Consider the following 25151-nt stretch of genomic DNA (forward strand, 5'->3'; position numbering starts at 1 on the left):
ACAAGTCAGTTGCTCTACCAATTGAGCTAAGCCGGCATAAATGGTGGAGGTTAACGGGCTCGAACCGCTGACCCTCTGCTTGTAAGGCAGATGCTCTCCCAACTGAGCTAAACCTCCAACATGGCTGGGATAGCTGGATTCGAACCAGCGCAATGACAGAGTCAAAGTCTGTTGCCTTACCGCTTGGCTATATCCCAACAGTGCTTATTTAATATAACAATTTTTTAGAATATAGTCAATATTTTTTAGTGGAAAAGTTGAATTTTTTTCAAATTCAACTTGAAAAAAAGATGAATCCATAGATTCATCTATAATTTTAATAATTTTTCTACACTAACAAGCTTTACACATAAGACAAAGAGTTCTGTTGCTTGTTTTAATTCATTTAAAGGAGGATATGATGGGGCAATACGAATCACTGAATCATGAGGATCTTTTCCATAAGGGAAAGTTGCACCCGCATCAGTTAAAATAACACCTGCTTCTTTACATTTTTGAACAATATCTTGTGCACAATTGTCCATAGCTTCAAAAGTAATAAAATATCCACCTAATGGATGAGACCATGTTCCAATATGAAGTGGCTTTAATTCTTTATCAAAAATATCTAATACCATTTCAAATTTAGGTCTTAATAATTCAGCCTGTTGACTCATATGATGTTTTAAATCTTCAATGCTTTTAAAATATTCAGCATGTCTTAATTGATTTAACTTATCATGACCAATAGATTGAACTGTTAAATGTTTTAAAATATCTTTTTTATTATTAATTGATGTAGCCATAGCCGCTACCCCAGCTCCTGGGAAAGTAACTTTTGATGTTGAACAGAATTCAAACACAAGATCAGGATTTCCTGCTTCTTGACAAGCTTCAAGAATATTTTTGACATGATCTTGATGATGATCATAAAGGTGATGAATAATATAGGCATTATCCCAGAAAATTCTAAAATCTGGAGCAGCAGGTTTGAGATGTGCAAATCTTTCTACAACTTCATCAGAATATGTTATTCCTGATGGATTAGAATATTGAGGCACACACCAGATTCCTTTCACTGTTTCATCTTCTTGAACATATTTTTCTACCAGATCCATATCAGGACCATTTTCATCCATAGGAATAGATATCATTTCAATGCCAAAACGTTCTGTAATCGCAAAATGACGATCATATCCAGGTACAGGACATAAAAATTTGACTTTATCTAAATGACACCAAGGTGTATGTCCTAAATATCCATGTGTAAAACCACGACTGATCTGATCAAACATGATTGTTAAACTTGAATTTCCATAAACAATAATATGTTCAGGTGTTGTTTCTAAAATATCTGCAAATAACTGTTTGGCTTCATCAATTCCATCTAATATACCATAATTACAATAATCTTTTTTATCTGTAAAATCATAATGACTATTAATAACATCTAATAAAGGCATAGAAAGTTGAACTTGACTAAAATCAGGTTTACCACGAGCCATATTTAGCTGTAAATGTAAATCTTTCATGTCTTGGTATTGTTTGCTTAATTGTTGATGTAAAGTTTTTAATTCTTCTTGATTCATGTCTTGATATGCTTTCATTTTTAATCCCCCACTTTGAAGTCATTGTACCTTTTCATTCAATAAATTGCAATCTTTATTCGATAAGAAAAAATATTTATTCATTTGTATGTAATCTATGTAAAATCACAATAAATGTTGTTTTATCCTGGTGACTCGTAGCTAAGATTTCTCCATTATGAATTTGAATAATATTTTTAGCAATCGCTAAGCCTAAACCAGTTCCACCAGTTGATGAAGAACGAGATGCATCACTGCGATAAAATTTATCAAAAATATATGGCAAATCAGCACTATCAATAGGATTTCCATAATTCATAATTTTGATAGTGACAGTTTCTTCATCATTGATAACTTCAATTTTAATTTTCTTTCCATCCTGTCCATATTTTACTGCATTGGACAAAAGATTATCGAAAACTCTTGCGATTAATTGTCCATCTCCATTAATAAATAAATTATTTTGACTGATTTTCACTTCAGGCGTGATATGATGTTCCTGAAATGTTGGGTAAAACTCATCAACAATCTGTAAGATTAACTCAGTAATATTAATGGTAGCCATATGAATCTTGACATTGGCCTGATCTAAGCTTGTAAACTCAAATAAATCATCCATCATGCTTTGAAGTCTTTTTGATTTTTCATAAGCCACACTTGAATATTTTTGTATTTCCTCTTTCGTTAATTGCTGGTTATTCTTAATTAACTCTAAATAACCCACAATAGTTGTCAGAGGTGTTCTTAAATCATGAGCAACATTTGTAATTAAATCATTTTTTTGTTTTTCAGCATTTCTTTCAGCATCATAGGCCAAACGTTCATTTTCTTTAAGAATTTCACTTTCTTTTTCCTTATCTCTTAATGTTTTCGCAAGAGCATTAATATTGGCTGCTAATAACCCCAGTTCATCATCATATTTGATAGGGGCTTCGACCTCATAATCACCAGCAGTGACACGTTGAATAGTTCCACTTAAAACATCAATATATTTTAAAGTGATATTCATTAAATCAAAAAAAGTAACTAAAAAAATTAATAAGGAAATAAGAAAAGCAATGATGTATAACCATTCATAAGGTAAATGAAAAATATTGGTATGTTGTAAAATGATCATTAAAGCAACATCACATAAAAATGCAATCAGATAAGCAACAATGATATTAATAAATAAACGCCATCGAAAACTACTGATCAATAATCTTTGTATTTTCTTTATCATAATTCAAATTTATAACCAACACCCCAGACAGTTTTAATATGTCGAGGATTTCTTGGCTGCCTTTCTATTTTTTCTCTTAATTTTCTAATATGAACCATTATTGTATTATTAGAATTATGTGATTTAACATGCCATATCTTTTCAAATATATCTTCAATAGAAAAGACAGTTCCAGGTTGACTTGCTAATAAGACGAGAATTTCATACTCAATGCGTGTTAAAGCTAAGGGCTTTCCATCTAATGTCACCAGCTTTTTTTGTGTATCAATCATTAAATCGGTTGCTTCAATAATATAAGAAGAATGATGAACCGGTTTATTTAAGACATGATAACGTCTAAGTTGTGATTTGACTCTGGCAACAAGTTCCATTGCATTAAATGGTTTACTCACATAGTCATCAGCACCAGTTAATAATCCTTCAATTTTATCATTATCAGCTGTTTTTGCAGAAACAATAATGACAGGAATATTGTATTTTTCTCGAATCATTTTCAATGCTTGAATACCATCTATTTCAGGCATCATGATATCTAAGATGACAAGATCAATATGATATCGAGGAATATCATCTATAAGGGAAGATGCGTTATATCTTTTTTCAACAGTATATCCTTCTTGGGTTAAATAAATTTCAATTAAATCAGTAATTTCTTTTTCATCATCAACAACAAGAATATGTGGATTTTCCATATAGATCGCCTCCTATGCTTATTATATAGAAAATAATCAAAACGACAATCATTTTTATAAAATAATAAGCTAAAATATATGTTATAATGATGTATAAAAATAAAAAAGGGAGTTTATCATATGAATATTATATTTGAAAAAGCAAGTAGAAAAGATGTGCCAATCATACTACAGTTTATCAAAGATCTGGCACGTTATGAAAAATTAGAAAATGAAGTTATAGCAACAGAAGAATTAATTGAAGAATGGTTATTTGATAAAGAAAAAGCAGAAGTTATTTTTGCGGTTGTTGATCATAAAAAGATAGGTTTTGCTTTATTTTTTCATAATTTTTCAACATTTTTAGGACGTGCAGGTCTCTATTTAGAAGATTTATATATTATGCCAGAATATCGTGGACATGGTTATGGTAAAGCCATGATTAAAGAACTTGCAAGAATTGCAGTTGAACGAGGATGTGGAAGGCTAGAATGGTGGTGTTTGGATTGGAATCAGTCAAGCATTGATTTTTACCTTTCATTAGGTGCAAAAGCCATGGATGAGTGGACTGTTTATCGTATAACAGGTGAATCTTTAAGAAAATTATCAGAATAATAAGAAAAAATAATTGCTTTGATAAATATTTTTTGCTAGAATAAGAAAGGGCACTCAGGCTTTCCGCTGGAGTGCATTTTTATTTGAGAAAGGAGATAGTGAAAATGGCTAAATTTATATTTGTGACAGGTGGAGTTGTTTCGGGATTAGGAAAAGGATTGACAGCTGCATCTTTAGGGAGATTGCTTAAACAAAGAGGATTAAAAGTCTTTATGCAAAAGCTTGATCCTTATATTAATGTGGATCCAGGAACAATGTCACCTTTTCAACATGGTGAAGTGTTTGTCACTGCTGATGGTGCCGAAACAGACTTGGATTTAGGACATTATGAACGTTTTATTGATGAAGAATTGAATCGTAGTTCATCTATTACAACAGGAAGAATATATAGTGATGTCATTTCTAAAGAACGTCGTGGAGATTATTTAGGGGCAACAGTTCAGGTTGTTCCTCATATTACCAATGAAATCAAGGCAAAGATTTATGCAGCTGCTAAAAGCAGTCAAGCAGATATTGTGATTACTGAAATAGGTGGAACTGTTGGAGATATTGAAAGTTTGCCTTTTATTGAAGCCATTAGACAAGTCCGTTTAGATATAGGATATAAAAATACTCTTTATATACATACAACATTACTACCTTATATTGGAGCAAGCCATGAGGTCAAAACCAAACCAACACAACATAGTGTTAAAGAACTAAGAGGATATGGTATTCAGCCAGATATTATTGTTTGTCGTAGTGAAAAACATATTGATCAGGAATTAAAAGAAAAAATTTCTTTATTCTGTAATGTCCCAGTAAAAGCTGTAATTTCTAATTATGATGTTGATGTTTTATATGAACTGCCAATGATGTTATTGGATCAACATATGGATGATTTGGTATTGGATCATTTAAGAATAGAAGCTCCAAAAGCTGATATGACTGAATGGCAACAGCTTATTCAACGTGTTAAAGGTCTTAATAAAGAATTAACAATCAAGATGGTTGGAAAATATGTACAATTACCAGATGCTTATTTATCAGTCAATGAAGCTTTACGCCATGCAGGTTATTATGAAAATAGTATCGTACATATTGATTGGATTAATGCTGAAGACATTAATGATGATAATGTAGCAGATATGTTAGCAGGAGCAGATGGTATTTTGGTACCTGGTGGTTTTGGACAACGTGGTATTGAGGGTATGATTAAAGCTATTCGTTATGCTAGAGAAGAAAAAATTCCATTTTTAGGTATTTGTTTAGGAATGCAATTGGCTTCTATTGAGTTTGCAAGACATGTCTGTGGACTTCAAGATGTCAATTCTATTGAATTTGATGAGATGTGTGCAACACCATTAATTCACTTAATGAGTGATCAGACATTGAACGATATGGGTGGTACACAAAGACTAGGAAATTATGATTGTGAGTTATTAAAAGAAAGTCGTGTTCATAAACTATATGGCAAAGACTTGATTCAACAAAGACATAGACATCGTTATGAATTCAATAATAAATATAAAGAAATTCTTGAAGAACATGGATTAATTGTATCTGGGAAAAATCCAGAAAGAGATCTTGTGGAAATTATTGAATTAGAAAATCATCCATATTTTGTAGCTTGTCAATTCCATCCAGAATTTGCTTCACGTCCAAATCGTAGTGAACCTATCTTCCAAGGATTTATCACAGCTGCATGTCATAAGAAATATCAAGAAGAGAGCACTCAAAACTGAGTGCTTTTTATGTGGGTTTCAAAGGAGAATTTATGATTGGTATTGTCAGAATAAAAGGAATAATGTTGCATTTTTATATGAAGAATATAATCTTTTTTGATTATTTATTTCTTTATATAATAAACATAGAGGGGAGGTAGAGAAAATGCGATTATATTCTATAATGAAAGATTTTTTTGAACAAGCAACCTACCTCTCAGTTGAATACTTTACAACAAAATATGGTGTATCTAAAAGAACTATTCAAAAAGATATTTCTTATTTAATGCGTATTTCTCCTCGCAAAGGTTTTAGATTACATATGAAAAGAGGAGAAGGATACTTATTAGAAGTCACGAATAAAGTGCTATTAGATGATTTTTTAGATACTTTAAATGAAGGTTTTTTTGTTCCAACAAAAGAAAGACCAGCACAGATTTTATCTTTTCTTTCTATTCAAGATGGATTTGTTTCAATGGATAAGATAGCTGAGTTTCTTCAGGTATCAAAAACAGTTATCAAAAATGATATGGAAGATGTAGAGAAACTGGCACAACGTTATCATATTCTCATTGAACGTAAACATCATTATGGAGTAAGAATTCATGGGCTTGAAAAAGATATCAAAGCTTATTTAACAGATGAATATTTGAATCAGGATTTAGTTGTTCAAACAGCTGTTAATGATGTTGTGAAAGACTTTAAGCTCGTAGAAGATGCCTTTATAGATTTATTGATACATGAGAATTTAAATGTGAATTATAATGAATTGTTAAATATTACCGAGTATTTAAAGGTGATGATTTATCGTGCAATCCTGAATCATGAAAGAAAAGAAGGAGAAATTCAGGGAAATGATACATTTCATCGTATTGTTAAAGAGATTACTCAATTACTTCAGAACATATATCAGGTTGAGTTTAGTCGAGCAAGTATTGATGACTTCATAGTCATTTTGAATAAAAATGTTAGAAAACGCATAGAAAATGTTGGTTTTAGTGATACTTTGGAAAATGACATTAATGAATTTCTAAGCAAGATAGATAAGATTTATCAGACAAATTTTTTACAAGATGCAGACTTTAAAAAGTTTTTGTTATCGCACGTGACTTTGCTAATTGACCGATTGCGAGATAAGATTTCTTATAAAAATGAATTAGCAAATAAATTAAGCATCACAAATCCTATGATTTTTAATATTGCGATTCAATTCTGTGATATGTTATCAGAAAAATATAATGTTCAATCAACTTTTGATGAGATTGGTTTTGTAGCAATGCATTTTGCTGGACATATGGAAAAAGAAAAACAATTAAAATTACAATCATATAATCGCATTGGTGTTGTCTGCTCTTCTGGTGGTGGGAGTGCCTACATGATTAAATTACAGATTGAATCTTTATTCCCTAACGCAACAGTGCAGACATTCTCTTTTTTGCAGAAAAATGATTTATTGGCTTATAAACCTGATTTGGTTTTTACCGTTTTGCCTTTGTCATTTGATGTCCAAGTTCCGGTGATTTATATTAAAGAGTTGTTAGATGATAAAGATTTGATTCGTATTAAACAGATTCTGCAAACAGATGAATATGATCCGTATACATTGATTCATGATGAACCACCTTATGCAGCTTTCTTTTCTAAAGATTTTTTCAAAATTGTGAAGGAAGATAACTATGAGCGATTAATTTATACTATGGCACAAGAACTGGAAGAGAAAAAATATGGAAAAGAAGGATTTACAGATATGGTTATGCAACGTGAATCTTTTGTGAGTACGATATATTTTAATGGTATTTGTATACCCCATCCAATTGAAACAGATGCTTTAAAAAACATGATTTCAGTCTGTGTTCTAGAAAATCCTTTTTTCTGGAATGAAAAAGAAGTTAAGATTGTTTTTATGATATGTTTGAAAAAAGATCAGATAGAAATGTATAAGGTGTTGACAACGCAGTTATATAAGTTGATGCAGGAAAAAAAGTATGTTGATCGTATTTTTCACGTAAAATCATTTGAAGAATTGATGGCCGTTATGAAGGAGTTAGGAGGTGTTAATCATGAATAGTCAATTGTTAAAAAAATTAAGTGATGCTGATAGTATTGCTTCTTGTGAAGATGAAGTTAGAGAAATACTTTATCAGGAATTAAAAGAAGTCTGTGACGATATTTCTTGTGATGCACTAGGCAGTCTTATATTTCATAAACGTGGAACGGATGAAAATGCTTTGAAGATCATGATATGTGCACATATGGATGAGGTCGGTTTTATTGTACGACATATTTCTGATATTGGATTTCTTTATGTAATGGCTGTTGGTGGTGTTTTGGATAAGAGCAAAGAAATGCAAATTGTTAGAGTCACAACGGAAGATGGTCAAAAAATAGAAGGTTTATTAAATGTTACAAAAGATGATGAAGGCCATATCAAAGAAATGTATATAGATATTGGTTGTGATACGCGTGAAGAGGTAGAGGCTTTAGGAATTGAAGTTGGAAATATGGTTTGTTTTGCCAGTCAAATGCGCTCACTCTCATCGCAGCATGTATATATGGGCAAAGCTATGGATGATCGTAGTGGATGTTATGTCGTTGCTGAAACGCTAAAGCACCTATCACATGATACAAAAAATGATCTTTATTTTGTTGCAACAAGTAGCGAAGAAGTAGGATTACGAGGAGCGCAAACAGCAACTTATCAAATTGATCCAGATGTGGTTTTTGCTGTGGATGTTGCGAATAATCCGGAGCTAGTCAAAAATTATACCAATCATCGTTTGATTGGAAAAGGTCCAATGCTTGTCCATTATGACAAGACTATGGCACCTAATCGTCAATTGATTCGTTATGTAAAAGCAGTTGCGAATAAGCATCAAATTCCTTACCAAAATGATATGCTTAGTGGTGGTGGAACGGATGCAGGACAGGCTCATTTACAAAAAGGTGGACGTTTGGCGATGGTTTTGGGTATTCCACTTCGTTATTGTCATGGAGCTTATTCAATGGTTCATGCTGATGATTTGGACCATCTGGTAGAATTGTTAGTTCATTTGCTACAGAGTGATGCAAAAGAATATAGGAATATGACAGATTATTTGGGAGGAAAGTAAAAATGACAGAAATGGAAAAAAGTATTATTGGGATGATTTCATCTGCTGGGCAAAGTAAAGCTAAAGCATTTGAAGCATTAAAGAAAGTGAAAACTGGAGAGTATGATGAAGCAAGAAAATTGCTTGAAGAAGCTAGGGAAGCTGATGTTCAAGCACATACGATCCAGACAAAGCTTATCCAGGCAGAAATGTCAGAAAATGGAGATAAGCCAGAAGTTGGGTTATTAATGGTTCATGCACAGGATCATTATATGACTTCTCAATTAGCAAGAGATCTAATTGAGGAATTAATAAATGTATTTGAAGCAAAGGAGGGGAAATAAGATGAAAATTGTATTATGTTGTGCTGGAGGTTTTTCAACAACTATGCTTATGGATAGTATGAAAAATACTGTAAAGAATAGTGCTAAATTAGATGAAAAGGATTTTGAATTTGTGGCTATTCCAGTTGATATTTTACAAAGTGAAGTTGAAACTTGTGATGTATTAGTTATTGGACCTCAAATCGCTCATAAATTGGACTATATTAAACCAATTATTGAACCATACAATATTCCATATGTTATTGTTGATCAGGATACTTATGGAAAAATGGATGGAGCAACTGTTTTGAAAAAAGCACTTGTTGAAAGAAAAAAAGCAGATATGAAAAAATAGGGAGTGGGTGAATGTATGTTTGACAAATTTGAAGCATTTATGAACAAGTATTTAACTCCACTAGCAAACAAGATGGATAAACAAGTTCATTTAAGTGCTGTAAAAAAAGCTATGGTTGCAATGACTCCGTTGTTGATTATTGGGAGTTTCTGTTTGATTCCAGAAGCTATTCCAAATATGATTGGAGAAAACAACCCAGTATCACAATGGATTTTAAACAATCTTGATATTATTTATATTCCATATAATGTTGGTATGGGATTAATGTCTTTATATGTATCAGTAATTATCGCATATCATCTTGCAAATTCTTATAAGCAGGATGTTCCTGGAAGTGTCAGCATGGGATTAATTGCCTTTTTAATGATGACAGTTCAATATACTGAAGATGGTGGAATTGATACAACTTATTTTGGAACAAAAGGTTTATTTGCAGCAATGTTTGCATCATTGATTGCAGTAGAACTTTATCGTTGGTGTAAGAAAAAGAAATTTACTATTAGAATGCCTGAATCAGTTCCGGATTTCGTATCACGTTCTTTTGAAATGATTCCTATTTCAGTTATTGTTATTGGATTTTTCTTAATTATTCGTATTTTATGTGTCAATGTATTTAATACAATGCCACCACTTATCTTTACGAATTTATTAGCACCTCTAGTTGGTTCTATGGACAATCCATTTGCTTATACATTCTTGAAGATGCTACATTGTTTATTATTCTTCTTTGGTATTCATCCATCAGTATTAAGTCCAATTACAAGTCCAATTTCAACTCAATTCTTAGCAGAAAATATTGCAAATTATCAAGCAGGAGTTGAAATGACACACTTCTTTACACCTGGACCTGAATCAGCATTTGGTAACTTTACAGGAACAGGAGTTACATTTGGATTAGTACTTTGGTGCTTATTATCTAAGAATAAAGCTTTAAAACAAATTGGTGGAGTAGCACTTATTCCAGCATTGTTTGGAATTAATGAACCAATCTTATTTGGAGCACCAATTGTATTAAATCCTGTATTCTTTATTCCATATGTTATTTGTGGAGGTATTATAGGAAGTTTAGGGGGATGGGCTCAATATCTTGGTATTATGAGTTGTTCATTCTTTACACCTCCATATGTTGGAGTTTTCCTAGAAGGTTATTTAACGAATATGGACTTTATGTCTATTGTTGTTAATGCAGTACAGATGATTCTTTCTATTATTGTATGGTATCCATTCTTTAAAATGTATGAACAACGCTATGGAAAACAAGATGAAAAGACTAATGATAATTCATTATTGACAAAAGAAGATGAAGATATCTTAAATGATTTAGATTTAGACTTTTAATGATAAGGCAAGCAAAAGCTTGCCTTTCTATCTAGGAGGTAAATAATATGGCCAAAAGAATAGAAAAAGTGCAAGATTTTCTAAAGAATCAAAAACTTGATGCTTTATTAATTCAAAGCAAAACTATGAAAAAATGGATGTCAACAATGTTAGGAAGTGGGTGTAAGGTTCTTATCACTCAACAACATGGATATTTAATTCTGGATGGACGTTATATAACTGAAGCGAAAGAAACTGAGTTTGATTTAGAAATCAGACTTCATAATCCTCATACGACAGGAAAAAGTTATTTATATGCAGTAGAGAACATATTAAAAGAAGAGCATTGTCAATCATTAGGTGTAGAGGCTAGTGAAGTATTGGTTAAAGATTATCAAAAACTACAGACATTGGATGTAGATATTCATTTATTTGATGAGGAAATTACGAATTTAAGAATTGTTAAGGATGATAGTGAAATTGTTGCTATGCAAAAAACGATTTCTTTGACAGATGATGTGTATGCAAAAGTATTACAACATATTCGAATAGGAATGACAGAATATGAAATAAGTGCCTTGGTTCAATATTATGCAATTGCTGCTGGAGCTCAGCAAATGTCTTTTGAAACGGTTGTTACAAGTGGAGAAAGAACTGCTTTGCCACACGGACGACCAACATCACGTAAGGTCAAGGCTCATGAGCCAATTATGATTGATTTTGGAATTCAATATCAAAATTATCAGTCAGATATGACGCGTGTTTGTTTTATTGGTGAGCCATTGCCTCAATATAGAAATATTTATGATTTGGTTTTAAAGGCACAATTAACGGGGTTAGAGGCTATTCGTGCAGGCGCAAAGGCATGTGATGTAGATCGTGCAGCTCGCCAAGTCATTGAAGAAGCAGGATATGGTGAATATTTTGATCATGGTCTTGGACATGGAATAGGGGTAACAGATAGTGGTGAAGGACCCATTTTAAATAGTCAAAGTCAAACAATTCTGCAAAATGGCATGATGATGTCTTGTGAACCAGGAGTTTATGTTCCTGGTTTAGGAGGTATTCGTATTGAAGATGATGTTGTCATCATTGATGGGAAAGGTGTTCCAATGAATAAGACACCAAAAGATTATATAATATTGGAGGAAAAATAAATGAAATATGATTTTGATGAAATTCATAATCGTTTGGGAACATATTGTACACAATGGGATTACATAGAAGATCGTTTTCACAAAAAAGATTTGATTCCTTTTTCGATTTCTGATACAGATTTTATTGTTCCAAAACCTATAACAGATAAAATTCATGAAGTTGCCAATCATCAGATTTATGGATATACCAGATGGAATCATCATGATTTTAAATCATCTATCACAACTTATTTTCAAAGGCGTTTTGATACTCATATTGAGGAAGATTGGATTTTGTATAGTCCAAGTGTTATGTATTCAGTTTCACTGTTAATTCGTTTGCTGAGTCAACCACATGATAAAGTCTTGACGATGAATCCAATGTATGATGCATTCATCAATGTCATTTTAGAAAACGATAGAGAATTAGTTTCACATCATTTGATAAAAACAAATGGAACCTTTGAAATTGACTTTGAAGTATTTGAACAGCAAGCATCTCAATGTCAAATATTACTTTTATGTTCGCCACATAATCCAACGGGTAGAATCTGGCGTGATGATGAAATAAAAAAAATGATTGAAATATGTAAAAAATATCAAGTTAAGATGATTTCAGATGAAATACATATGGATATTCAAATTAAAGATCAAAAACATCAGCCGTTGTTGAAATATCTCAATGAATATGATGAAATGTATACTGCGAGTTCTTCAAGTAAAACTTTAAATACACCAGGTTTGATAGGATCTTATGTAATAATTCCTAATGAAAAAGTAAGAGATGCTTTTGTGGGTGTAACGCGAAGAAGAGATTTTTTGAACTCAGCAAGTATTTTCGGTATGTATGCAACAATGATTGGTTATACACAATGTGATGATTATATTGATCAATTAAATGAATATATTCGTGGGAATATGGAATTAGTGGAAAACTTTATTCATGATTATTTACCGGATTTCCATTTTCAAAGACCTGAAGCTACTTATTTAGCTTGGATTGATGCTCGAGATGTTCCTTTTACTAGTGATGAAATTCAGGAAGCTTTAGTAAATATCGGTGGTGTTGCTATTATGAAAGGTGAGACATATGGTGAAAATGGAACAAAATATTTGAGAATGAATTTAGGATGTCCACGTGCTAAAGTACAAGAAGGATTAAATCGCTTTAAAAAGGCAATGGATGCCTTATATCATAAGTAGGAGGATTGTTTTATGCGTCAATTATGGAAAAAATTAACATTTTGGGTTGATCGAAAGCCTTCCAAAGTCAATTTTTCAACACGTTTAATTGCTTATGCTCTAGATTGGGCAATTGGTGGAATTATTGCAGGCTTACCGGCAGTGGCTATTTATGGTTTGGTTACTGATCGTAGTGATATGTTCAGTGATTTATACGTTTTTCCCTCTTTAGGATATTCAGTCTATTGGAGTTATTTAGCTGGATTTTTGAGTATTATTTTAGCGTTGATTTATTTGGTTTATATTCCATTGAAAAAATATCCTGGACAGACTATTGGAAAACGTATTATGAAATTGCAGATTGTGAGAATGGATAATCAGCCATTAGATTTGAAAACACTATTGATAAGACATGTTATTGGTTTAATGATTTTAGAGAGTGTCTCAGTTGTAGTAGCTAGATATTATCGTCAGATGTTGACTATGGCAACAGGTATTTATTTTGAGTATTATCTAATGGCTATTGGAAGTTTTATTACTATTATTTCCGCAATTATGGTATATAATACACCCTCAAGACGTGCAATTCATGATTACCTCTCTGGCACGACTGTTGTTCATTTAGGAGATCAAGCTCCTCAAGAGAAAGGAAAACAGAAGAAAAATAAGCGTAAGCATAAGCGCTCATAATGCATAAAACATCAAAAAAAGCTGTACAAAATCAATTATTTAAAAAGTTATTTTGTTACAGCTTTTTTATACAATTTATAAATAACGAAGAATATCCTTTTCACTATGAATATCAAAAATATGTATTGTAAGTAAATCAAGTTGTTCTTGATTGCATGATTCGATTTTTGCAAGGGTATCTTTTGAAAGAAATCTTAATTTTGATTGCAGTTGTTTAATTAAAGTTTGGATGATACCTTCTTTTTTTCCTATTCTTAGATTTTCTTTTCCATAATCTCTGATAGCTTGACACATATCAATCTTTTTATCCTTTACCTTTTCATAAATTTGTGTGTTTTTTGTAAGTGCTGCGAGTGAGATTGCGATTTCATGACTAACTGTTATATCATGAGTTTCATCATATTGATGATTGTACAAATATTTCAATCCAGTAATAAGCTCTTTAAGTTCTTGAGTGTGAAATCTTTCTGGGTCCAGGTATCTCATTTCAATGAGTGGATAGGATGCAACATTCATATAGTTTTTGAAAACAGGAGGTATGGGCTTCATCATGTCCTCGTATGCTCTAGGAGCACTCCATTTCTTTTGTCCGTAATAGACAACAAATGTCATGACACCCTTAATCATCTGATGAGTGGAGCGATAGAGATTGAACTGCTGAAGGTAGTTCATCTCATCATATTCTCTTGTTCTTTGGAACATGCCATGATCAATCTGGGATTGATGCTCTATGCCAATCAGACATTCTGTGCCATCAATGTTGACAAGATAGATGTTGTCACGTTCACGCTCTCTGGTGATGTTTTGATTAGGAAGGTGGGAATCGAGATTGGAATTGGACAGGGAGATGTCGTCATAATGGATTACAGCATTTTCATAGAAAAGGATACCATTGATAAAATCAGCAGCGACATGACAGTTTTTAAATAGGGATCTGATGCGAATATCAAAAATCTTTCTGAGCATATAATTTTTCTTAGACATGAATAATACCTCCTATTATTCATATATACAGAAAAAACGGATTTTTCTTTTTTTCAGAGAAATTTTTAAAATATTTTCATCATACAGACATTTGATAACACAAAGATTGCTAAAAGCATATATTTTTAAGTTTCATATTCAACAAACTGTTATAGCTCATAAAAAGTGATTTTTTGAATATTGAATATTTGTTAATGGAAAGTCTTGGAAAATATGTTAGAATAGTGATATGCATAGGAGGAATGTATATGTCTATTCATCTTATTTATTTTAGTGGTACAGGAAGTACTCAGGAAGTTGTACGATTTATAGGAAAACAATGGGATAAACCTATACAGGAATATGATTTATCAAGAACGAATTTTTCAGCACATGAATTTTCACATGAAGATTTATGTATTGTAGGTGTCCCATCATATGGTGGAAGAGTTCCATCTATCGCTATAGAGCGATTAAAATTATTGAAAGGAAATCAGACACCGGTTATTCTCGTTGTGACTTATGGAAATAGACATTATGATGATACATTTATAGAATTAAAAGATACTTTAGATGAATTAGGATTTATTTGTGAAGGTGCAGTGGCTGTTGTTTGTGAACATTCTATTGTCCATGATTATGCGAAAGGAAGACCTAATCAGGAAGATTATCAACATATTCAAAAGTTAGTAGAAACTTTAAAAAACAATCTTCACCCTATTGAAGTTCCAGGACATAGACCTTATAAGGAATTTCATGGAGGACTCAAACCAAAAGCAACTTCTCAGTGTACAAAATGTGGATTATGTGCTAAACTTTGTCCTGTAGAAGCCATTGATTGTCATCATTTACAAGTCACTGATGAAACAAAATGCATTTCATGTATGCGTTGTGTTTCAATTTGTCCAACACATGCAAGGGTTTGTGATTTACAGCAAGTTGAAGTAACACGTCAAAAAATTCAAAAAGTTTGTACTTTGTATAAGCAAAGTGAATTGATAGGAGGTTAATCATGTTAAAGGCGATATTCATTGATCATATGGGAACATTGGTATATGACACAAGTGAATGGTTAACAAAATTATTAGATGAATGTGTAGAAAATTCAAATGAAAAAGATCCACAAAAACTAGGAGAAATGTGGTATCAGAAACATGATGAATTAGTTATGCATTATAATGGAAAAGATTATAAAAATGAGTATGAAATAGCTTTTGAAGCATTTGAAAGCATTAAAGATCAAATAGGTTTACAGGGAGATAGTCAACATTATTGTGATTTACTTGTTCAACATTGGATTCATACACCAGCATATGATGATTCTTATGATTTTTTTGAACAATGTCCTTTACCTATATATATTATTACGAATAATGATTTACAGTATGTAGAAGAAAATATGAAAAATTTGGAATTAAAACCAAAAGGTATTATTTCCAGTGAAACAACACATTACTATAAACCTGCCAAAGAAATGTTTGAAAAAGCGTTAGAAATAACAAAATTAAAAGCAAGCGAAGCGGTTTATATAGGAGATAGTTACAACAAAGATATGCAATCAGCGAAAAGTGTTGGAATGCGTGCTTTCCTGATTGGACATAAAGACATTGAAGATCCAGATATTACATGTATTGATTCTTTGTTAGATGTTTTTGAGTATTTATAGTCCTTTTTAAGGACTTTTTTCTTTATTCTCACTTTGTGTCGTGTCCTTTTTTATGTGAAAATGATACGATATATAACAAAGGAGGATGAAGCGTATGAATCAAAAAAAGATTGGAAGCTTTATTAAAGAATTGCGTCAAAGTCATTCTTTAACTCAAGAAGAATTAGATCAAATATTAGGTGTCAATCATAGAACTGTATCACGTTGAGAAAATGGCAAGAATATGCCTGATTATGATGTCATTATTGATATGGCAAAATATTTTCAAGTGAATGTGGATGAAATTTTAAATGGTGAAAGACAAGTCACTCAACAAAAATCTAAATTTTTAAAAAATAAATATGCAATTATGAATAACATGAATTATCATGTCGTGAACTTTGTTTTTAATATTGTCAGTATTTTGATGATTATCTTTGCTTATAATCAAGGGTGGTATGGTCAAGTTACTGAAGATTTCTTGTATATCCTTTTAGAATTTGGAAAATCAATCTTCTTTGATCCTGTTACAATATTTTTTGTGATTGTGATACTCTTATTGCTGATAAAACATATCAAGACACATTTTCAATATATGCAGGAAACAATAGCTATTCATCTTATAATATATAATATGATTTTTATACCTATTATCATTGCTTTATCAGGGTTTATCTATTTTCTTGTTTTCTATGTCTATGAAAGTGCCTGGTTAGTTGCTTTTGTGAATATATTTTTGAATATGTTTTTATTTCATTGGTTATATGTCATGAGGTTTCATAATGAAGTTGATAGAATATGGACTTATCAAAAAAGTCATGAGAACATTGAAGGTCAATTCTTTGATAGACTTTTCGCATCAATCAAAATAATTTGATATTTTTTTGACATGTTTTTTCCATCTTTTGTTCGTTTTGTTGAGTGGGATATGAGAAAAATGATAAAATGAACCAGTAATGAAGGAGGAAGAATTTATGTCAATAAAAGTTATTATTATGGATGTGGATGGGACACTTTCTAATAGTCAAAAAGTGATTACACCTAAAACAAAAGAAGCTTTAATTAAAGCAGAAGAAGCAGGGGCTATTTTGATTTTAGCTTCAGGAAGACCTACATCAGGATTAAGAGATTTTGCAAGAGAATTAAAGATGGATCAACATCATGGATTATTGGTTTGTTATAATGGGTCTAAAGTTGTGGATTGTGAAACAGATGAAGTCTTATTTAATCAGGCTTTAAGTGTAGAAGAAGCTAAAGCTGTTTTGGAACATATGAAAAAATTTGACCGTGTACGCCCTATGATTGATAAAGGGGAATACATGTATGTAACAAATGTTTATGATAATATGATTCAATGGAATGGAAAACCATTTAATGTTATGGAATATGAATCACGTGGTGGAAAATATAAATTATGTGAAGTTGATGATTTAGCTGAATTTGTTGATTTCCCACTTAACAAGATTTTAACAACATCTGATCCAGAATATTTACAGGCACATTATAAAGAAATGGAAGCACCTTTTAAAGATACTTTAAGCTGTATGTTTACTGGTGATTTCTATTTTGAATTTACAGCAAAAGGAATTGATAAAGCCAAAGCACTTGATTCAGTTTTAAAACCAATGGGTTATACACAAGATGAAATGATTGCTTTTGGTGATGGACATAATGATGCATCTATGGTGAAATATGCTGGAACAGGAGTTGCTATGGCTAATGCTGTTCAGGATTTAAAAGATATTGCTGATGATATTACATTATCTAATGATGAAGATGGAATTGCTGAATCATTATATAAATACATGCCTGAAATAAAATAAAATTGTGAAATTGAAAAATATCAATTATAATGTTCATGAGGTGATTCTTATGAACATTTTTAATAAATTAGACCAAATTATTGATTTAACAGATAATGAAAAAGTATTAGTTGTATATATGAAACAACATACAGATGATTTTATGAAATATAATGCTACACAAATAGCTGAAAAATGTTATGTATCTATATCAACTATTTATTGACTCTGTCATAAATTAGGAATCACAGGATTATCTGATTTAAAATTGCAGGTTTCTGCATCTATTGAAGATTATTTAAAAGAATCTGAAGATTTTGATTATAATTATCCAATTAAGCAAAATGAAACACAATATCAGATTGCACATAAACTTAAAGATGTTTATAAACAAACAGTGACATCAACTTTAAATCTTTTAGACTTAGAACAGCTTCGTTTATCAGCAAGTCTATTAAAAAAAGCTCAAATGATTGATATTTATACTTCAGCTGGAAATATCTTCTTTGCAGAGAATTTTAAATTTCAGATGCAGGAGATTGGGGTTTTGGTCAATGTTCCCATTGAAGATTATCAGCAGAATTTATCAGCTGTCAGTAGTGATAAAAATCATGTGGCGATTGTCATTTCGTTTGGTGGGAGAGGAACTTCCAGTGAACATATTGCACAAATGTTGAAGAAAAACAAGACACCGATGATCTTGATTACATCTACTTTAGAAAATCCTTTAGAAAAGTATGCTCAGCATATTTTATATATGAGTTCATATGAAGATCACTATAATAAGATTTCATCTTTTGCAACACGTTTATCATTATTGTATTTACTTGATTGTCTTTATACTTGTTATTTTAAATTGGATTATCAAAACAACATTGATAAGAAATTGTATTATTATGAAACAATGACAAAACATGATTGAAAGAAGGTCATTTATGAATATTTTTGCTAAAATAAAAAATGAACATCATTTCACAGAAGGAGAAAAGATTTTTGCTGAATATATTTTAAATCATCCTCGTGATATTGTGCAGTGTGATGTACAAGATATTGCAAAAAAGAGTTATGTTTCTGTTTCGACAATTTATAGAGTTGTTGAAAAATTAGGTTTATCAGGATTCAATCAGTTAAAAGTACAAGTATCTTTACAACTAGACAATTATTCTCATAAAGACAAAGAAGTTGACTATAATTATCCTTTTCAAAAACATGATACTCATCATCAGATTATGGAAAAGATGTCTTCTTTATATGACCAGACAATTCGTTCTACAATTGAACTTATTGATCTCAAGGTTTTTTTAAAAGTCATACAGGCATTATATAATGCGAACCATATTATTATTTTTTCATCTATTGGTAATTACTTTATGGCAGAATGCTTTCAACAGAATATGTTGGAATTAGGTTTACGTATTGATGTTGCGAAAGAAAGATATTATCAGCATTGGTATGCGCATTCTTGTCAAAAAGGTGATGTTGTGATGCTGATCAGTTATGCTGGAAGGACACCTCATATGAATGAGATAGTTCAGATTTTAAAAGAAAAAGGTGTGACAATGATTTTGATTTCATCTACTATTGAAATACCTTTTGCTAAGGATGTTGATTATCATTTGTATTTTTCACCCTATGAAGATTCTGAAGAAAAAATAGCATCTTTTTCATCCCGCATATCTTTACAATATTTATTGGATTGTATATATGCCAGTTATTTTAATAGGGATTATGAAAAAAATCTGGAAAGTCGTTTGAAACATTATACAGACTAAAAAGAAACTTTCACAAAAGTGAGAGTTTCTTTTTTGGTTATTATTCTTCTAATGCTTTTAAAGCAGTGTTTAAAACATTTTTTCCATTCATTAATCCATAGTCACGCATATCAATCACAAGAACAGGAATTTGATCTTGAACAGTTTCCTTGAATTTACCAATCACATGTCTGACTTGAGGTCCTAACAAAATAATATCCCAATCTTGCCATGACTTTTCTGCCTGTAGCACAGGCATAGCTTCAATCATAACTTCAATTCCAATTTCTTTAGCATATTTTTGCATATTAGAAACAAGCAAACTTGTTGACATTCCTGCGTTGCAGGCTAATAGTATCTTTTTCATAGTTTTTTACTCCTTTACTTCATCATTTCTAAAACATGATTCAAAACCTTTTGACCATCCATCATACCATAATCACGCATATCAATGACTTCAACTGGTTTCTCTGGGAAACGTGATTTAATATGAGAAAGTTGAAAACGAACTTGAGGTCCTAATAAAATGACATCAGCATCTTGCCCATAGCTTTCAACCTCACCAACAGGATGTGCTTCAATGTGAACATTGATTTGTTTTTCTTTGGCATAGTCTAACATTCTTGTTACAAGTAAACTTGTAGACATACCAGCAGAGCAGACTAATAATATATTCATGATGTTATATGTCCTCCTTCAATAAATAGGAATCTATGATAGATATAATGTGGTTGTAATTATGACAGGCATAATCTGTAGTCGGAATTGTAATAATAGGTTTGTCGATCAATTGTAATAATTGTGGTTTGTAATAATGAACTTGAGGTGTTAATAAAACAAGTTCATAATTTGATGATTTATTTGCCAAGGTGTGAATATCACATGCTTCAATATGTACATTCATATGTTGCTTTTTAAAATTTTCTTCTAACTTTTCAGCAAATAAAGAAGATGTTAAACCACAACTACAACAAATGAGGATGTTCTTTTTTTGAATTGTCAGAGATTTGAGATATATAAGAAAGTCTTTTAAAATTTTAACGCTCTGATTAAAATTTAAGAATAAGAAATGTATATAGTATACAACATCCCCATTACTTGTATCATTGATTGTTTCTTCAATGACACCATTATCATAGAAAGAAATTTCAATATGATATTGTTTATATATCGTGGTTAAAGAATGGGCCCATTCATTCTTTGAATCTATAAAACCGTTAGGTAAATGATGTTTTAACCACTGATAAAGGATTCCATATTGACATTCAGATAAAAATTGATCCATCTTGCTCACCCCACTATATCTATCATCAATTATGATTATAGATAAAAAAAGAAGAGATGGTATAACTTGATATTGAAAAGAAATATTTTTCTCATAAAAAAGAATCATTATACTTTTGATTATGAAAATTATTTTTCAAAGTTCATTCACTTTGATAATCTTTGTTTATTTCTAAAAGATTTAAAGAACTTGTAATGAAGAATGAAAGGTTTTATGATAACCTATATATATAAATCATAAAAAAGCAGTTTCATCATGAAAGAATTACGTTTAAAGAAGGCCATAGCAGTGGTTCATAGAGAAAGAAAGGGTGTGGTTATAAAAAATAGAATATAAGGAGTGAATAATGAATGAAAATACCTGATCCAAAAGCTTTATTTGCGAATGAATATTTAACATCTTGTTTTATTAAAAATGTTGTGAAAGCAAGTCATGTTGAAATTGGTGAATATACTTACTATGATGATGAAGATGCGATTCATTTTGAAAAAAATAATATTTTATTTAATTATCCTGAATTTGGCGATCATCTGATTATTGGGAAATTTTGTTCGATTGCTTCTGGAACACAATTTATTATGGGTTCAGCCAATCATCGTATCAATAGTGTGTCGACATATCCATTTGCTGTGATGGGTAGTGAATGGGCAAAACGAGTTCCTGATCATTTAGCCCAGTTGCCATTTAAAGGAGATACAGTCATTGGCAATGATGTCTGGTTTGGGCGACATTGTGTCATTATGCCAGGTGTACATATTGGTGATGGTGCTATTATTGGAGCACATAGTGTTGTGACAAAAGATGTCGAGCCTTATACTATTGTTGGTGGTCATCCTGTGCGATTCATTAGAAAAAGATTTGATGATGAATTGATTGGACTTTTATTACAGTGGAAATGGTGGGATCTCCCTCCAGAACAATTAGTAGATGCTTTGCCGATTTTATGCAATCCAGACTTAGATGAAGTTAAGAAGCAGATTCAATCATTTTAAAAAGATATGGTAAGAAGATAAGTCATTAAGCGTATGTGAAAAACATATGCTTTTTTTCATGGATATGCTAAGATAAAAGGGAAAGAAGGTTATTTATGAAAGAGAATAAATATGATGATGAAGTCTTTTTTGAAAAATATAGTCAAATGTATCGTTCTATTTACGGACTTCAAGGAGCTGGTGAGTGGCATGAATTTGAAAAGTTACTGCCAGATTTTCAAGGAAAAAGAGTCTTAGATTTAGGCTGTGGATATGGGTGGCATTGTCAATATGCGATGGAACATCATGCACAATATGTTTTGGGTGTTGATATTTCTAAACGTATGCTAGAAACGGCCAAACAAAAGCATGCACATCCTCAAATAGAATATCGTCAAATCGCTATGGAAGATTTAACATTAGAACCTGATAGTTTTGATGTGGTTTTCAGTTCATTGGCATTACATTATGTCAAAGATTATGAACAATTGGTTCAACATATTGCCAATTGGTTAACAAAGGGTGGAAATTTTGTGTTTTCAGTCGAGCATCCTGTTTTCACATCTTATGGAAATCAGGATTGGTATTACGATGAAAATGGGAATATTTTACATTTTCCAGTTGATCGTTATTTTTATGAAGGACAACGTGAAGCCGTCTTTTTACAAGAAAAAGTGGTGAAATATCATCGTACTTTGACGACATATCTTGAAACGCTCATGAAACATGGCTTCATGATTCAACATGTTGTTGAACCTCAACCACCTTTAGAAATGATGAATATGGATGGTATGAAAGATGAAATGCGTAGACCTATGATGTTGCTGATTGCGGTACAAAAGGTGTAAATAATGAAACTAGGAATTGTAGGAAGTGGTATGATTGTGGGTGAATTTCTTTCCTTTATTCATGAAATCAAAGATATTCAGCTCATTCATATTTCAGGAACTCAAAGAAGTGAGGAAAAGCTAAAACAGATTGTAGAACAATATGGTTTTGAACGTTATTCTACAAATTATGAACAATTATTAAATGATCGCCATGTCGATACTATCTATATCGCATTACCCAATCATTTGCATTTTGAATTTGCTAGAAAGGCTTTGCAACATCATAAACATGTTATTATAGAAAAACCAATGACATCGACTTATCAGGAAGCATTATCTCTTCAAAAAATCGCCATGGAAAACCATTTGTTTTTATGGGAAGCTATTACAAATCAATATTTACCTCATTATCAATATATAAAAGATCATCTTCATGAAATAGGAGATATCAAGATTGTACAATGTCATTTCTGTCAGTACTCATCACGCTATCAAAAATTTCTTGATGGAGATATTTTGCCGGTATTTGATTATACCAAATCAGGTGGTGCATTGATGGATATCAATATTTATAATATTCATTTTGTTGTGGGATTATTTGGTGAACCACAGGATATCCATTATTATCCTTGTATTGAACATCATATTGATACATCGGGTGTTCTTGTCTTACAATATCCACATTTTCAATGTGTATGTATAGGAGCGAAAGATTGTCAATCGCCTTCATTTAATACCATTCAAGGAGAAAAAGGATATTTTTATGTGGATACACCATCAAGTTTTATCAAGACAGTTGAATGGGTTAATCATGATGGAACAAGCATACAAACAGATCATCAACATCAACATGTTATGTATGCTGAAATGCAAGCATTTGTAGATATGTATCAAAATCAAGATTATCAAAGATGTTATGAGATGTTGAAACATAGCTTAACAGTTTGTAAAGTTCAAACTATAGCCAGAAGAAAAGCTGGAATTCTTTTTCCAGCTGATCAAGTGTCATCATTATGAAAGACTGGCAAGTGCTTCTTCTAAAACTTTCTTTGCATTGAATTGAACAAAATCTTCATCACTGATCAAAATAACAGGAGTTCCAGCTTTGGCAAGATCCTCAAATTTAGATACGGAGCTTTTTAGCTGTGGTGTAACAAGTATCAAATCTGCTTGTTCAATAGAATATTCAATCATTGTTTCTGCAGTTGCCCAAATGATAACTTCCATATCTTTTTTAGAAGCTTCATCTTTTAAGGCAGAGGCAAACATATTAGAAGTCACACCTGCTTTACAACATAATAAAATTTTCATAAGTTTTTCTCCTTTCTATGTTTCTTTATAATTCTATTTTATCATATTGTTATAAAAAGTGAAAAAACTTCAATCAAATCAAAAAAACTCTTGACTGTAGAGTGACTCCATAGTGTTCAATATAAGTATGAAATAGGCGAAGTCTAGAAGACCTCGCCCCTTCCCGAACCGTACGGGCACCTTTCAATGCATACGGCTCTCCATTTCTAAGTGAGTTTTCGTTTTGCGATTTGATTGTATTCTAACAGGTTCTGACTGACCTTTATAAAACATTCTCTACACAAACATATCTGCCTACGGTTTATTCTTATCATTTCTTTAATGATATGAGAATAAGGCATATGCAGTGAACTTATCCTTCTTCTATGAAACATGACATGATGTTGTGGATTGCCACATATGTAACAGTTTCTTTTGAGAGGATTCGTATCTCTATATCTGTATTCCACATCTTGCTTGATTTTACTAAGCCACTGTGAGAAGAATGTCTTATCTCGTTTGAATGAAGAGTGCAAAGCTAATTTTATTGTTTTGTCTTTGCCTTTGTCATTCGTATATGAATAAATCAATTGTGAGTGATATTTTTTAAAGACTTTCTTTAATGAGATATCACATTTACGTGCAATCGTATAAGCAATGGAATATTGGATGATATATTGGATTCTATGCATATCATAGTAATTTCTACACCCTTGATTATTATTGACTAGACCTCTAAGAACCTG

Annotated in this window: 30 protein-coding genes and 2 tRNA genes; 21 read left to right on the forward strand and 11 right to left on the reverse strand. The window is 31.5% G+C overall.

Annotated features, from left to right (window positions below):
* Positions 1–41: 41 nt before the first annotated feature.
* The 5 genes from B5E48_RS10445 to B5E48_RS10465 form a co-directional block, all read right to left on the reverse strand.
* A tRNA-Val gene (locus tag B5E48_RS10445) sits at positions 42–117 on the reverse strand.
* 4 nt (positions 118–121) lie between these two features.
* Positions 122–197: transfer RNA gene (locus B5E48_RS10450), tRNA-Gln, on the reverse strand.
* A 111-nt stretch (positions 198–308) separates the two neighbouring features.
* Positions 309–1586, reverse strand: a complete 1278-nt coding sequence (locus B5E48_RS10455; protein WP_087304993.1) for an aspartate aminotransferase type Ic — start codon at positions 1584–1586, stop codon at positions 309–311.
* Positions 1587–1662: 76 nt separating this feature from the next.
* The gene (locus B5E48_RS10460; protein WP_087297354.1) at positions 1663–2787 is read right to left on the reverse strand and encodes a sensor histidine kinase; all 1125 of its coding nucleotides are present in this window, start codon (positions 2785–2787) and stop codon (positions 1663–1665) included.
* Complete coding sequence (locus B5E48_RS10465) at positions 2784–3479, reverse strand: response regulator transcription factor (RefSeq protein ID WP_087297355.1); 696 nt, start codon at positions 3477–3479, stop codon at positions 2784–2786. Before B5E48_RS10465 ends, B5E48_RS10460 begins: the two co-directional genes overlap by 4 nt.
* A 120-nt stretch (positions 3480–3599) precedes the next feature.
* Here B5E48_RS10465 and B5E48_RS10470 point away from each other — a divergent pair, with 120 nt between their 5' ends.
* The 10 genes from B5E48_RS10470 (at position 3600) to B5E48_RS10515 (ending at position 13868) form a co-directional block, all read left to right on the forward strand.
* On the forward strand, positions 3600–4073 hold the full coding sequence (locus B5E48_RS10470; protein ID WP_087245292.1) for a GNAT family N-acetyltransferase: 474 nt from the start codon (positions 3600–3602) through the stop codon (positions 4071–4073).
* A 104-nt stretch (positions 4074–4177) separates the two neighbouring features.
* Complete coding sequence (locus B5E48_RS10475; protein ID WP_087304994.1) at positions 4178–5797, forward strand: CTP synthase; 1620 nt, start codon at positions 4178–4180, stop codon at positions 5795–5797.
* Between the two features lie 145 nt (positions 5798–5942).
* The gene (locus tag B5E48_RS10480; RefSeq protein WP_087245296.1) at positions 5943–7844 is read left to right on the forward strand and encodes a BglG family transcription antiterminator; all 1902 of its coding nucleotides are present in this window, start codon (positions 5943–5945) and stop codon (positions 7842–7844) included.
* Entirely contained in the window at positions 7837–8886 is a 1050-nt protein-coding gene (ypdE, locus tag B5E48_RS10485) for an aminopeptidase (RefSeq protein ID WP_087245298.1), read from the forward strand. The genes B5E48_RS10480 and ypdE overlap by 8 nt, the downstream gene beginning before the upstream one ends.
* A 2-nt stretch (positions 8887–8888) precedes the next feature.
* Positions 8889–9209 (forward strand): PTS lactose/cellobiose transporter subunit IIA, encoded by a 321-nt coding sequence (locus B5E48_RS10490; RefSeq protein WP_087245300.1) that lies wholly within the window; start codon positions 8889–8891, stop codon positions 9207–9209.
* A 1-nt stretch (position 9210) separates the two neighbouring features.
* Positions 9211–9543, forward strand: coding sequence for a PTS sugar transporter subunit IIB (locus B5E48_RS10495; RefSeq protein ID WP_087245302.1), 333 nt, complete (start codon positions 9211–9213; stop codon positions 9541–9543).
* 15 nt (positions 9544–9558) lie between these two features.
* The gene (locus B5E48_RS10500; RefSeq protein WP_087245304.1) at positions 9559–10881 is read left to right on the forward strand and encodes a PTS sugar transporter subunit IIC; all 1323 of its coding nucleotides are present in this window, start codon (positions 9559–9561) and stop codon (positions 10879–10881) included.
* A 47-nt stretch (positions 10882–10928) separates the two neighbouring features.
* On the forward strand, positions 10929–12017 hold the full coding sequence (locus B5E48_RS10505; RefSeq protein WP_087245306.1) for a M24 family metallopeptidase: 1089 nt from the start codon (positions 10929–10931) through the stop codon (positions 12015–12017).
* Entirely contained in the window at positions 12018–13199 is a 1182-nt protein-coding gene (locus B5E48_RS10510) for a MalY/PatB family protein (RefSeq protein ID WP_087245308.1), read from the forward strand.
* A 12-nt stretch (positions 13200–13211) separates the two neighbouring features.
* Entirely contained in the window at positions 13212–13868 is a 657-nt protein-coding gene (locus B5E48_RS10515; protein ID WP_087245310.1) for an RDD family protein, read from the forward strand.
* Positions 13869–13943: 75 nt separating this feature from the next.
* Here the strand turns inward: B5E48_RS10515 and B5E48_RS10520 are convergent, their stop codons facing one another.
* Positions 13944–14852 (reverse strand): Rpn family recombination-promoting nuclease/putative transposase, encoded by a 909-nt coding sequence (locus B5E48_RS10520; RefSeq protein ID WP_087245312.1) that lies wholly within the window; start codon positions 14850–14852, stop codon positions 13944–13946.
* 248 nt (positions 14853–15100) lie between these two features.
* Here B5E48_RS10520 and B5E48_RS10525 point away from each other — a divergent pair, with 248 nt between their 5' ends.
* From B5E48_RS10525 to B5E48_RS10550, 8 genes are all read left to right on the forward strand, one after another.
* A complete protein-coding gene (locus tag B5E48_RS10525; RefSeq protein WP_087245314.1) occupies positions 15101–15841 on the forward strand; it encodes an EFR1 family ferrodoxin in 741 nt (246 codons plus the stop codon).
* Positions 15842–15843: 2 nt separating this feature from the next.
* Positions 15844–16497 carry an HAD family hydrolase gene (locus B5E48_RS10530; protein ID WP_087245316.1) on the forward strand — a complete coding sequence of 218 codons (654 nt, stop codon included), beginning with the start codon at positions 15844–15846 and terminating at the stop codon, positions 16495–16497.
* 94 nt (positions 16498–16591) lie between these two features.
* Positions 16592–16705, forward strand: a complete 114-nt coding sequence (locus B5E48_RS13520) for a helix-turn-helix domain-containing protein (RefSeq protein WP_158095612.1) — start codon at positions 16592–16594, stop codon at positions 16703–16705.
* Positions 16706–16720: 15 nt separating this feature from the next.
* Positions 16721–17353 carry a hypothetical protein gene (locus B5E48_RS10535; protein WP_087245318.1) on the forward strand — a complete coding sequence of 211 codons (633 nt, stop codon included), beginning with the start codon at positions 16721–16723 and terminating at the stop codon, positions 17351–17353.
* 97 nt (positions 17354–17450) lie between these two features.
* Positions 17451–18299, forward strand: a complete 849-nt coding sequence (locus B5E48_RS10540) for a Cof-type HAD-IIB family hydrolase (protein ID WP_087304995.1) — start codon at positions 17451–17453, stop codon at positions 18297–18299.
* 49 nt (positions 18300–18348) lie between these two features.
* Complete coding sequence (locus tag B5E48_RS13875) at positions 18349–18504, forward strand: hypothetical protein (RefSeq protein ID WP_241146966.1); 156 nt, start codon at positions 18349–18351, stop codon at positions 18502–18504.
* 42 nt (positions 18505–18546) lie between these two features.
* The gene (locus B5E48_RS10545; RefSeq protein ID WP_241146967.1) at positions 18547–19200 is read left to right on the forward strand and encodes a MurR/RpiR family transcriptional regulator; all 654 of its coding nucleotides are present in this window, start codon (positions 18547–18549) and stop codon (positions 19198–19200) included.
* Between the two features lie 13 nt (positions 19201–19213).
* Positions 19214–20050 carry a MurR/RpiR family transcriptional regulator gene (locus B5E48_RS10550; RefSeq protein WP_158097286.1) on the forward strand — a complete coding sequence of 279 codons (837 nt, stop codon included), beginning with the start codon at positions 19214–19216 and terminating at the stop codon, positions 20048–20050.
* 40 nt (positions 20051–20090) lie between these two features.
* Here B5E48_RS10550 and B5E48_RS10555 read toward each other — a convergent pair whose 3' ends face one another.
* The 3 genes from B5E48_RS10555 to B5E48_RS10565 are packed head-to-tail and all read right to left on the reverse strand — an operon-like array spanning position 20091 to position 21314.
* Complete coding sequence (locus tag B5E48_RS10555) at positions 20091–20396, reverse strand: PTS sugar transporter subunit IIB (RefSeq protein WP_087304997.1); 306 nt, start codon at positions 20394–20396, stop codon at positions 20091–20093.
* Positions 20397–20410: 14 nt separating this feature from the next.
* On the reverse strand, positions 20411–20707 hold the full coding sequence (locus B5E48_RS10560) for a PTS sugar transporter subunit IIB (RefSeq protein WP_087304998.1): 297 nt from the start codon (positions 20705–20707) through the stop codon (positions 20411–20413).
* A gap of 4 nt (positions 20708–20711) precedes the next feature.
* Positions 20712–21314, reverse strand: coding sequence for a PTS sugar transporter subunit IIB (locus B5E48_RS10565; RefSeq protein ID WP_158097287.1), 603 nt, complete (start codon positions 21312–21314; stop codon positions 20712–20714).
* Positions 21315–21664: 350 nt separating this feature from the next.
* On the opposite strand from B5E48_RS10565, the gene B5E48_RS10570 reads away from it, so the two are divergent.
* The 3 genes from B5E48_RS10570 to B5E48_RS10580 all read left to right on the forward strand — a co-directional run bounded on the left by B5E48_RS10570 (position 21665) and on the right by B5E48_RS10580 (position 24132).
* Positions 21665–22306: a CatB-related O-acetyltransferase gene (locus B5E48_RS10570; protein ID WP_087305000.1), complete on the forward strand. Its 642-nt coding sequence runs from the start codon at positions 21665–21667 to the stop codon at positions 22304–22306.
* Between the two features lie 95 nt (positions 22307–22401).
* A complete protein-coding gene (locus B5E48_RS10575) occupies positions 22402–23133 on the forward strand; it encodes a class I SAM-dependent methyltransferase (RefSeq protein ID WP_087245338.1) in 732 nt (243 codons plus the stop codon).
* A gap of 3 nt (positions 23134–23136) precedes the next feature.
* Positions 23137–24132 (forward strand): Gfo/Idh/MocA family protein, encoded by a 996-nt coding sequence (locus tag B5E48_RS10580; RefSeq protein WP_087245340.1) that lies wholly within the window; start codon positions 23137–23139, stop codon positions 24130–24132.
* Here B5E48_RS10580 and B5E48_RS10585 read toward each other — a convergent pair.
* Complete coding sequence (locus tag B5E48_RS10585; protein WP_087245342.1) at positions 24127–24426, reverse strand: PTS sugar transporter subunit IIB; 300 nt, start codon at positions 24424–24426, stop codon at positions 24127–24129. The genes B5E48_RS10580 and B5E48_RS10585 overlap by 6 nt on opposite strands.
* 206 nt (positions 24427–24632) lie before the next feature.
* The coding region (locus B5E48_RS10590; protein ID WP_206407339.1) for a group II intron reverse transcriptase/maturase at positions 24633–25151 on the reverse strand (519 nt) is incomplete at its 5' end.

Origin of the sequence: Massilimicrobiota sp. An105 (genome assembly GCF_002161155.1) — a bacterium.
Lineage (GTDB): Bacteria > Bacillota_I > Bacilli_A > Erysipelotrichales > Coprobacillaceae > Allocoprobacillus > Allocoprobacillus merdigallinarum.

Coding starts and splice junctions, on each gene's coding strand:
- B5E48_RS10525 (WP_087245314.1), top strand. CDS start 15,101: ATGTCTATTCATCTTATTTATTTTAGTGGTACAGGAAGTACTCAGGAA.
- B5E48_RS10510 (WP_087245308.1), top strand. CDS start 12,018: ATGAAATATGATTTTGATGAAATTCATAATCGTTTGGGAACATATTGT.
- B5E48_RS10505 (WP_087245306.1), top strand. CDS start 10,929: ATGGCCAAAAGAATAGAAAAAGTGCAAGATTTTCTAAAGAATCAAAAA.
- B5E48_RS10530 (WP_087245316.1), top strand. CDS start 15,844: ATGTTAAAGGCGATATTCATTGATCATATGGGAACATTGGTATATGAC.
- B5E48_RS10500 (WP_087245304.1), top strand. CDS start 9,559: ATGTTTGACAAATTTGAAGCATTTATGAACAAGTATTTAACTCCACTA.
- B5E48_RS10555 (WP_087304997.1), bottom strand. CDS start 20,396: ATGAAAAAGATACTATTAGCCTGCAACGCAGGAATGTCAACAAGTTTG.
- B5E48_RS10560 (WP_087304998.1), bottom strand. CDS start 20,707: ATGAATATATTATTAGTCTGCTCTGCTGGTATGTCTACAAGTTTACTT.
- B5E48_RS10470 (WP_087245292.1), top strand. CDS start 3,600: ATGAATATTATATTTGAAAAAGCAAGTAGAAAAGATGTGCCAATCATA.
- B5E48_RS13875 (WP_241146966.1), top strand. CDS start 18,349: ATGAACATTTTTAATAAATTAGACCAAATTATTGATTTAACAGATAAT.
- B5E48_RS10575 (WP_087245338.1), top strand. CDS start 22,402: ATGAAAGAGAATAAATATGATGATGAAGTCTTTTTTGAAAAATATAGT.
- B5E48_RS10580 (WP_087245340.1), top strand. CDS start 23,137: ATGAAACTAGGAATTGTAGGAAGTGGTATGATTGTGGGTGAATTTCTT.
- B5E48_RS10475 (WP_087304994.1), top strand. CDS start 4,178: ATGGCTAAATTTATATTTGTGACAGGTGGAGTTGTTTCGGGATTAGGA.
- B5E48_RS10570 (WP_087305000.1), top strand. CDS start 21,665: ATGAAAATACCTGATCCAAAAGCTTTATTTGCGAATGAATATTTAACA.
- B5E48_RS10490 (WP_087245300.1), top strand. CDS start 8,889: ATGACAGAAATGGAAAAAAGTATTATTGGGATGATTTCATCTGCTGGG.
- B5E48_RS10495 (WP_087245302.1), top strand. CDS start 9,211: ATGAAAATTGTATTATGTTGTGCTGGAGGTTTTTCAACAACTATGCTT.
- B5E48_RS10465 (WP_087297355.1), bottom strand. CDS start 3,479: ATGGAAAATCCACATATTCTTGTTGTTGATGATGAAAAAGAAATTACT.
- ypdE (WP_087245298.1), top strand. CDS start 7,837: ATGAATAGTCAATTGTTAAAAAAATTAAGTGATGCTGATAGTATTGCT.
- B5E48_RS10520 (WP_087245312.1), bottom strand. CDS start 14,852: ATGTCTAAGAAAAATTATATGCTCAGAAAGATTTTTGATATTCGCATC.
- B5E48_RS10585 (WP_087245342.1), bottom strand. CDS start 24,426: ATGAAAATTTTATTATGTTGTAAAGCAGGTGTGACTTCTAATATGTTT.
- B5E48_RS10480 (WP_087245296.1), top strand. CDS start 5,943: ATGCGATTATATTCTATAATGAAAGATTTTTTTGAACAAGCAACCTAC.
- B5E48_RS10515 (WP_087245310.1), top strand. CDS start 13,212: ATGCGTCAATTATGGAAAAAATTAACATTTTGGGTTGATCGAAAGCCT.
- B5E48_RS13520 (WP_158095612.1), top strand. CDS start 16,592: ATGAATCAAAAAAAGATTGGAAGCTTTATTAAAGAATTGCGTCAAAGT.
- B5E48_RS10535 (WP_087245318.1), top strand. CDS start 16,721: ATGCCTGATTATGATGTCATTATTGATATGGCAAAATATTTTCAAGTG.
- B5E48_RS10460 (WP_087297354.1), bottom strand. CDS start 2,787: ATGATAAAGAAAATACAAAGATTATTGATCAGTAGTTTTCGATGGCGT.
- B5E48_RS10565 (WP_158097287.1), bottom strand. CDS start 21,314: ATGGATCAATTTTTATCTGAATGTCAATATGGAATCCTTTATCAGTGG.
- B5E48_RS10540 (WP_087304995.1), top strand. CDS start 17,451: ATGTCAATAAAAGTTATTATTATGGATGTGGATGGGACACTTTCTAAT.
- B5E48_RS10550 (WP_158097286.1), top strand. CDS start 19,214: ATGAATATTTTTGCTAAAATAAAAAATGAACATCATTTCACAGAAGGA.
- B5E48_RS10455 (WP_087304993.1), bottom strand. CDS start 1,586: ATGAAAGCATATCAAGACATGAATCAAGAAGAATTAAAAACTTTACAT.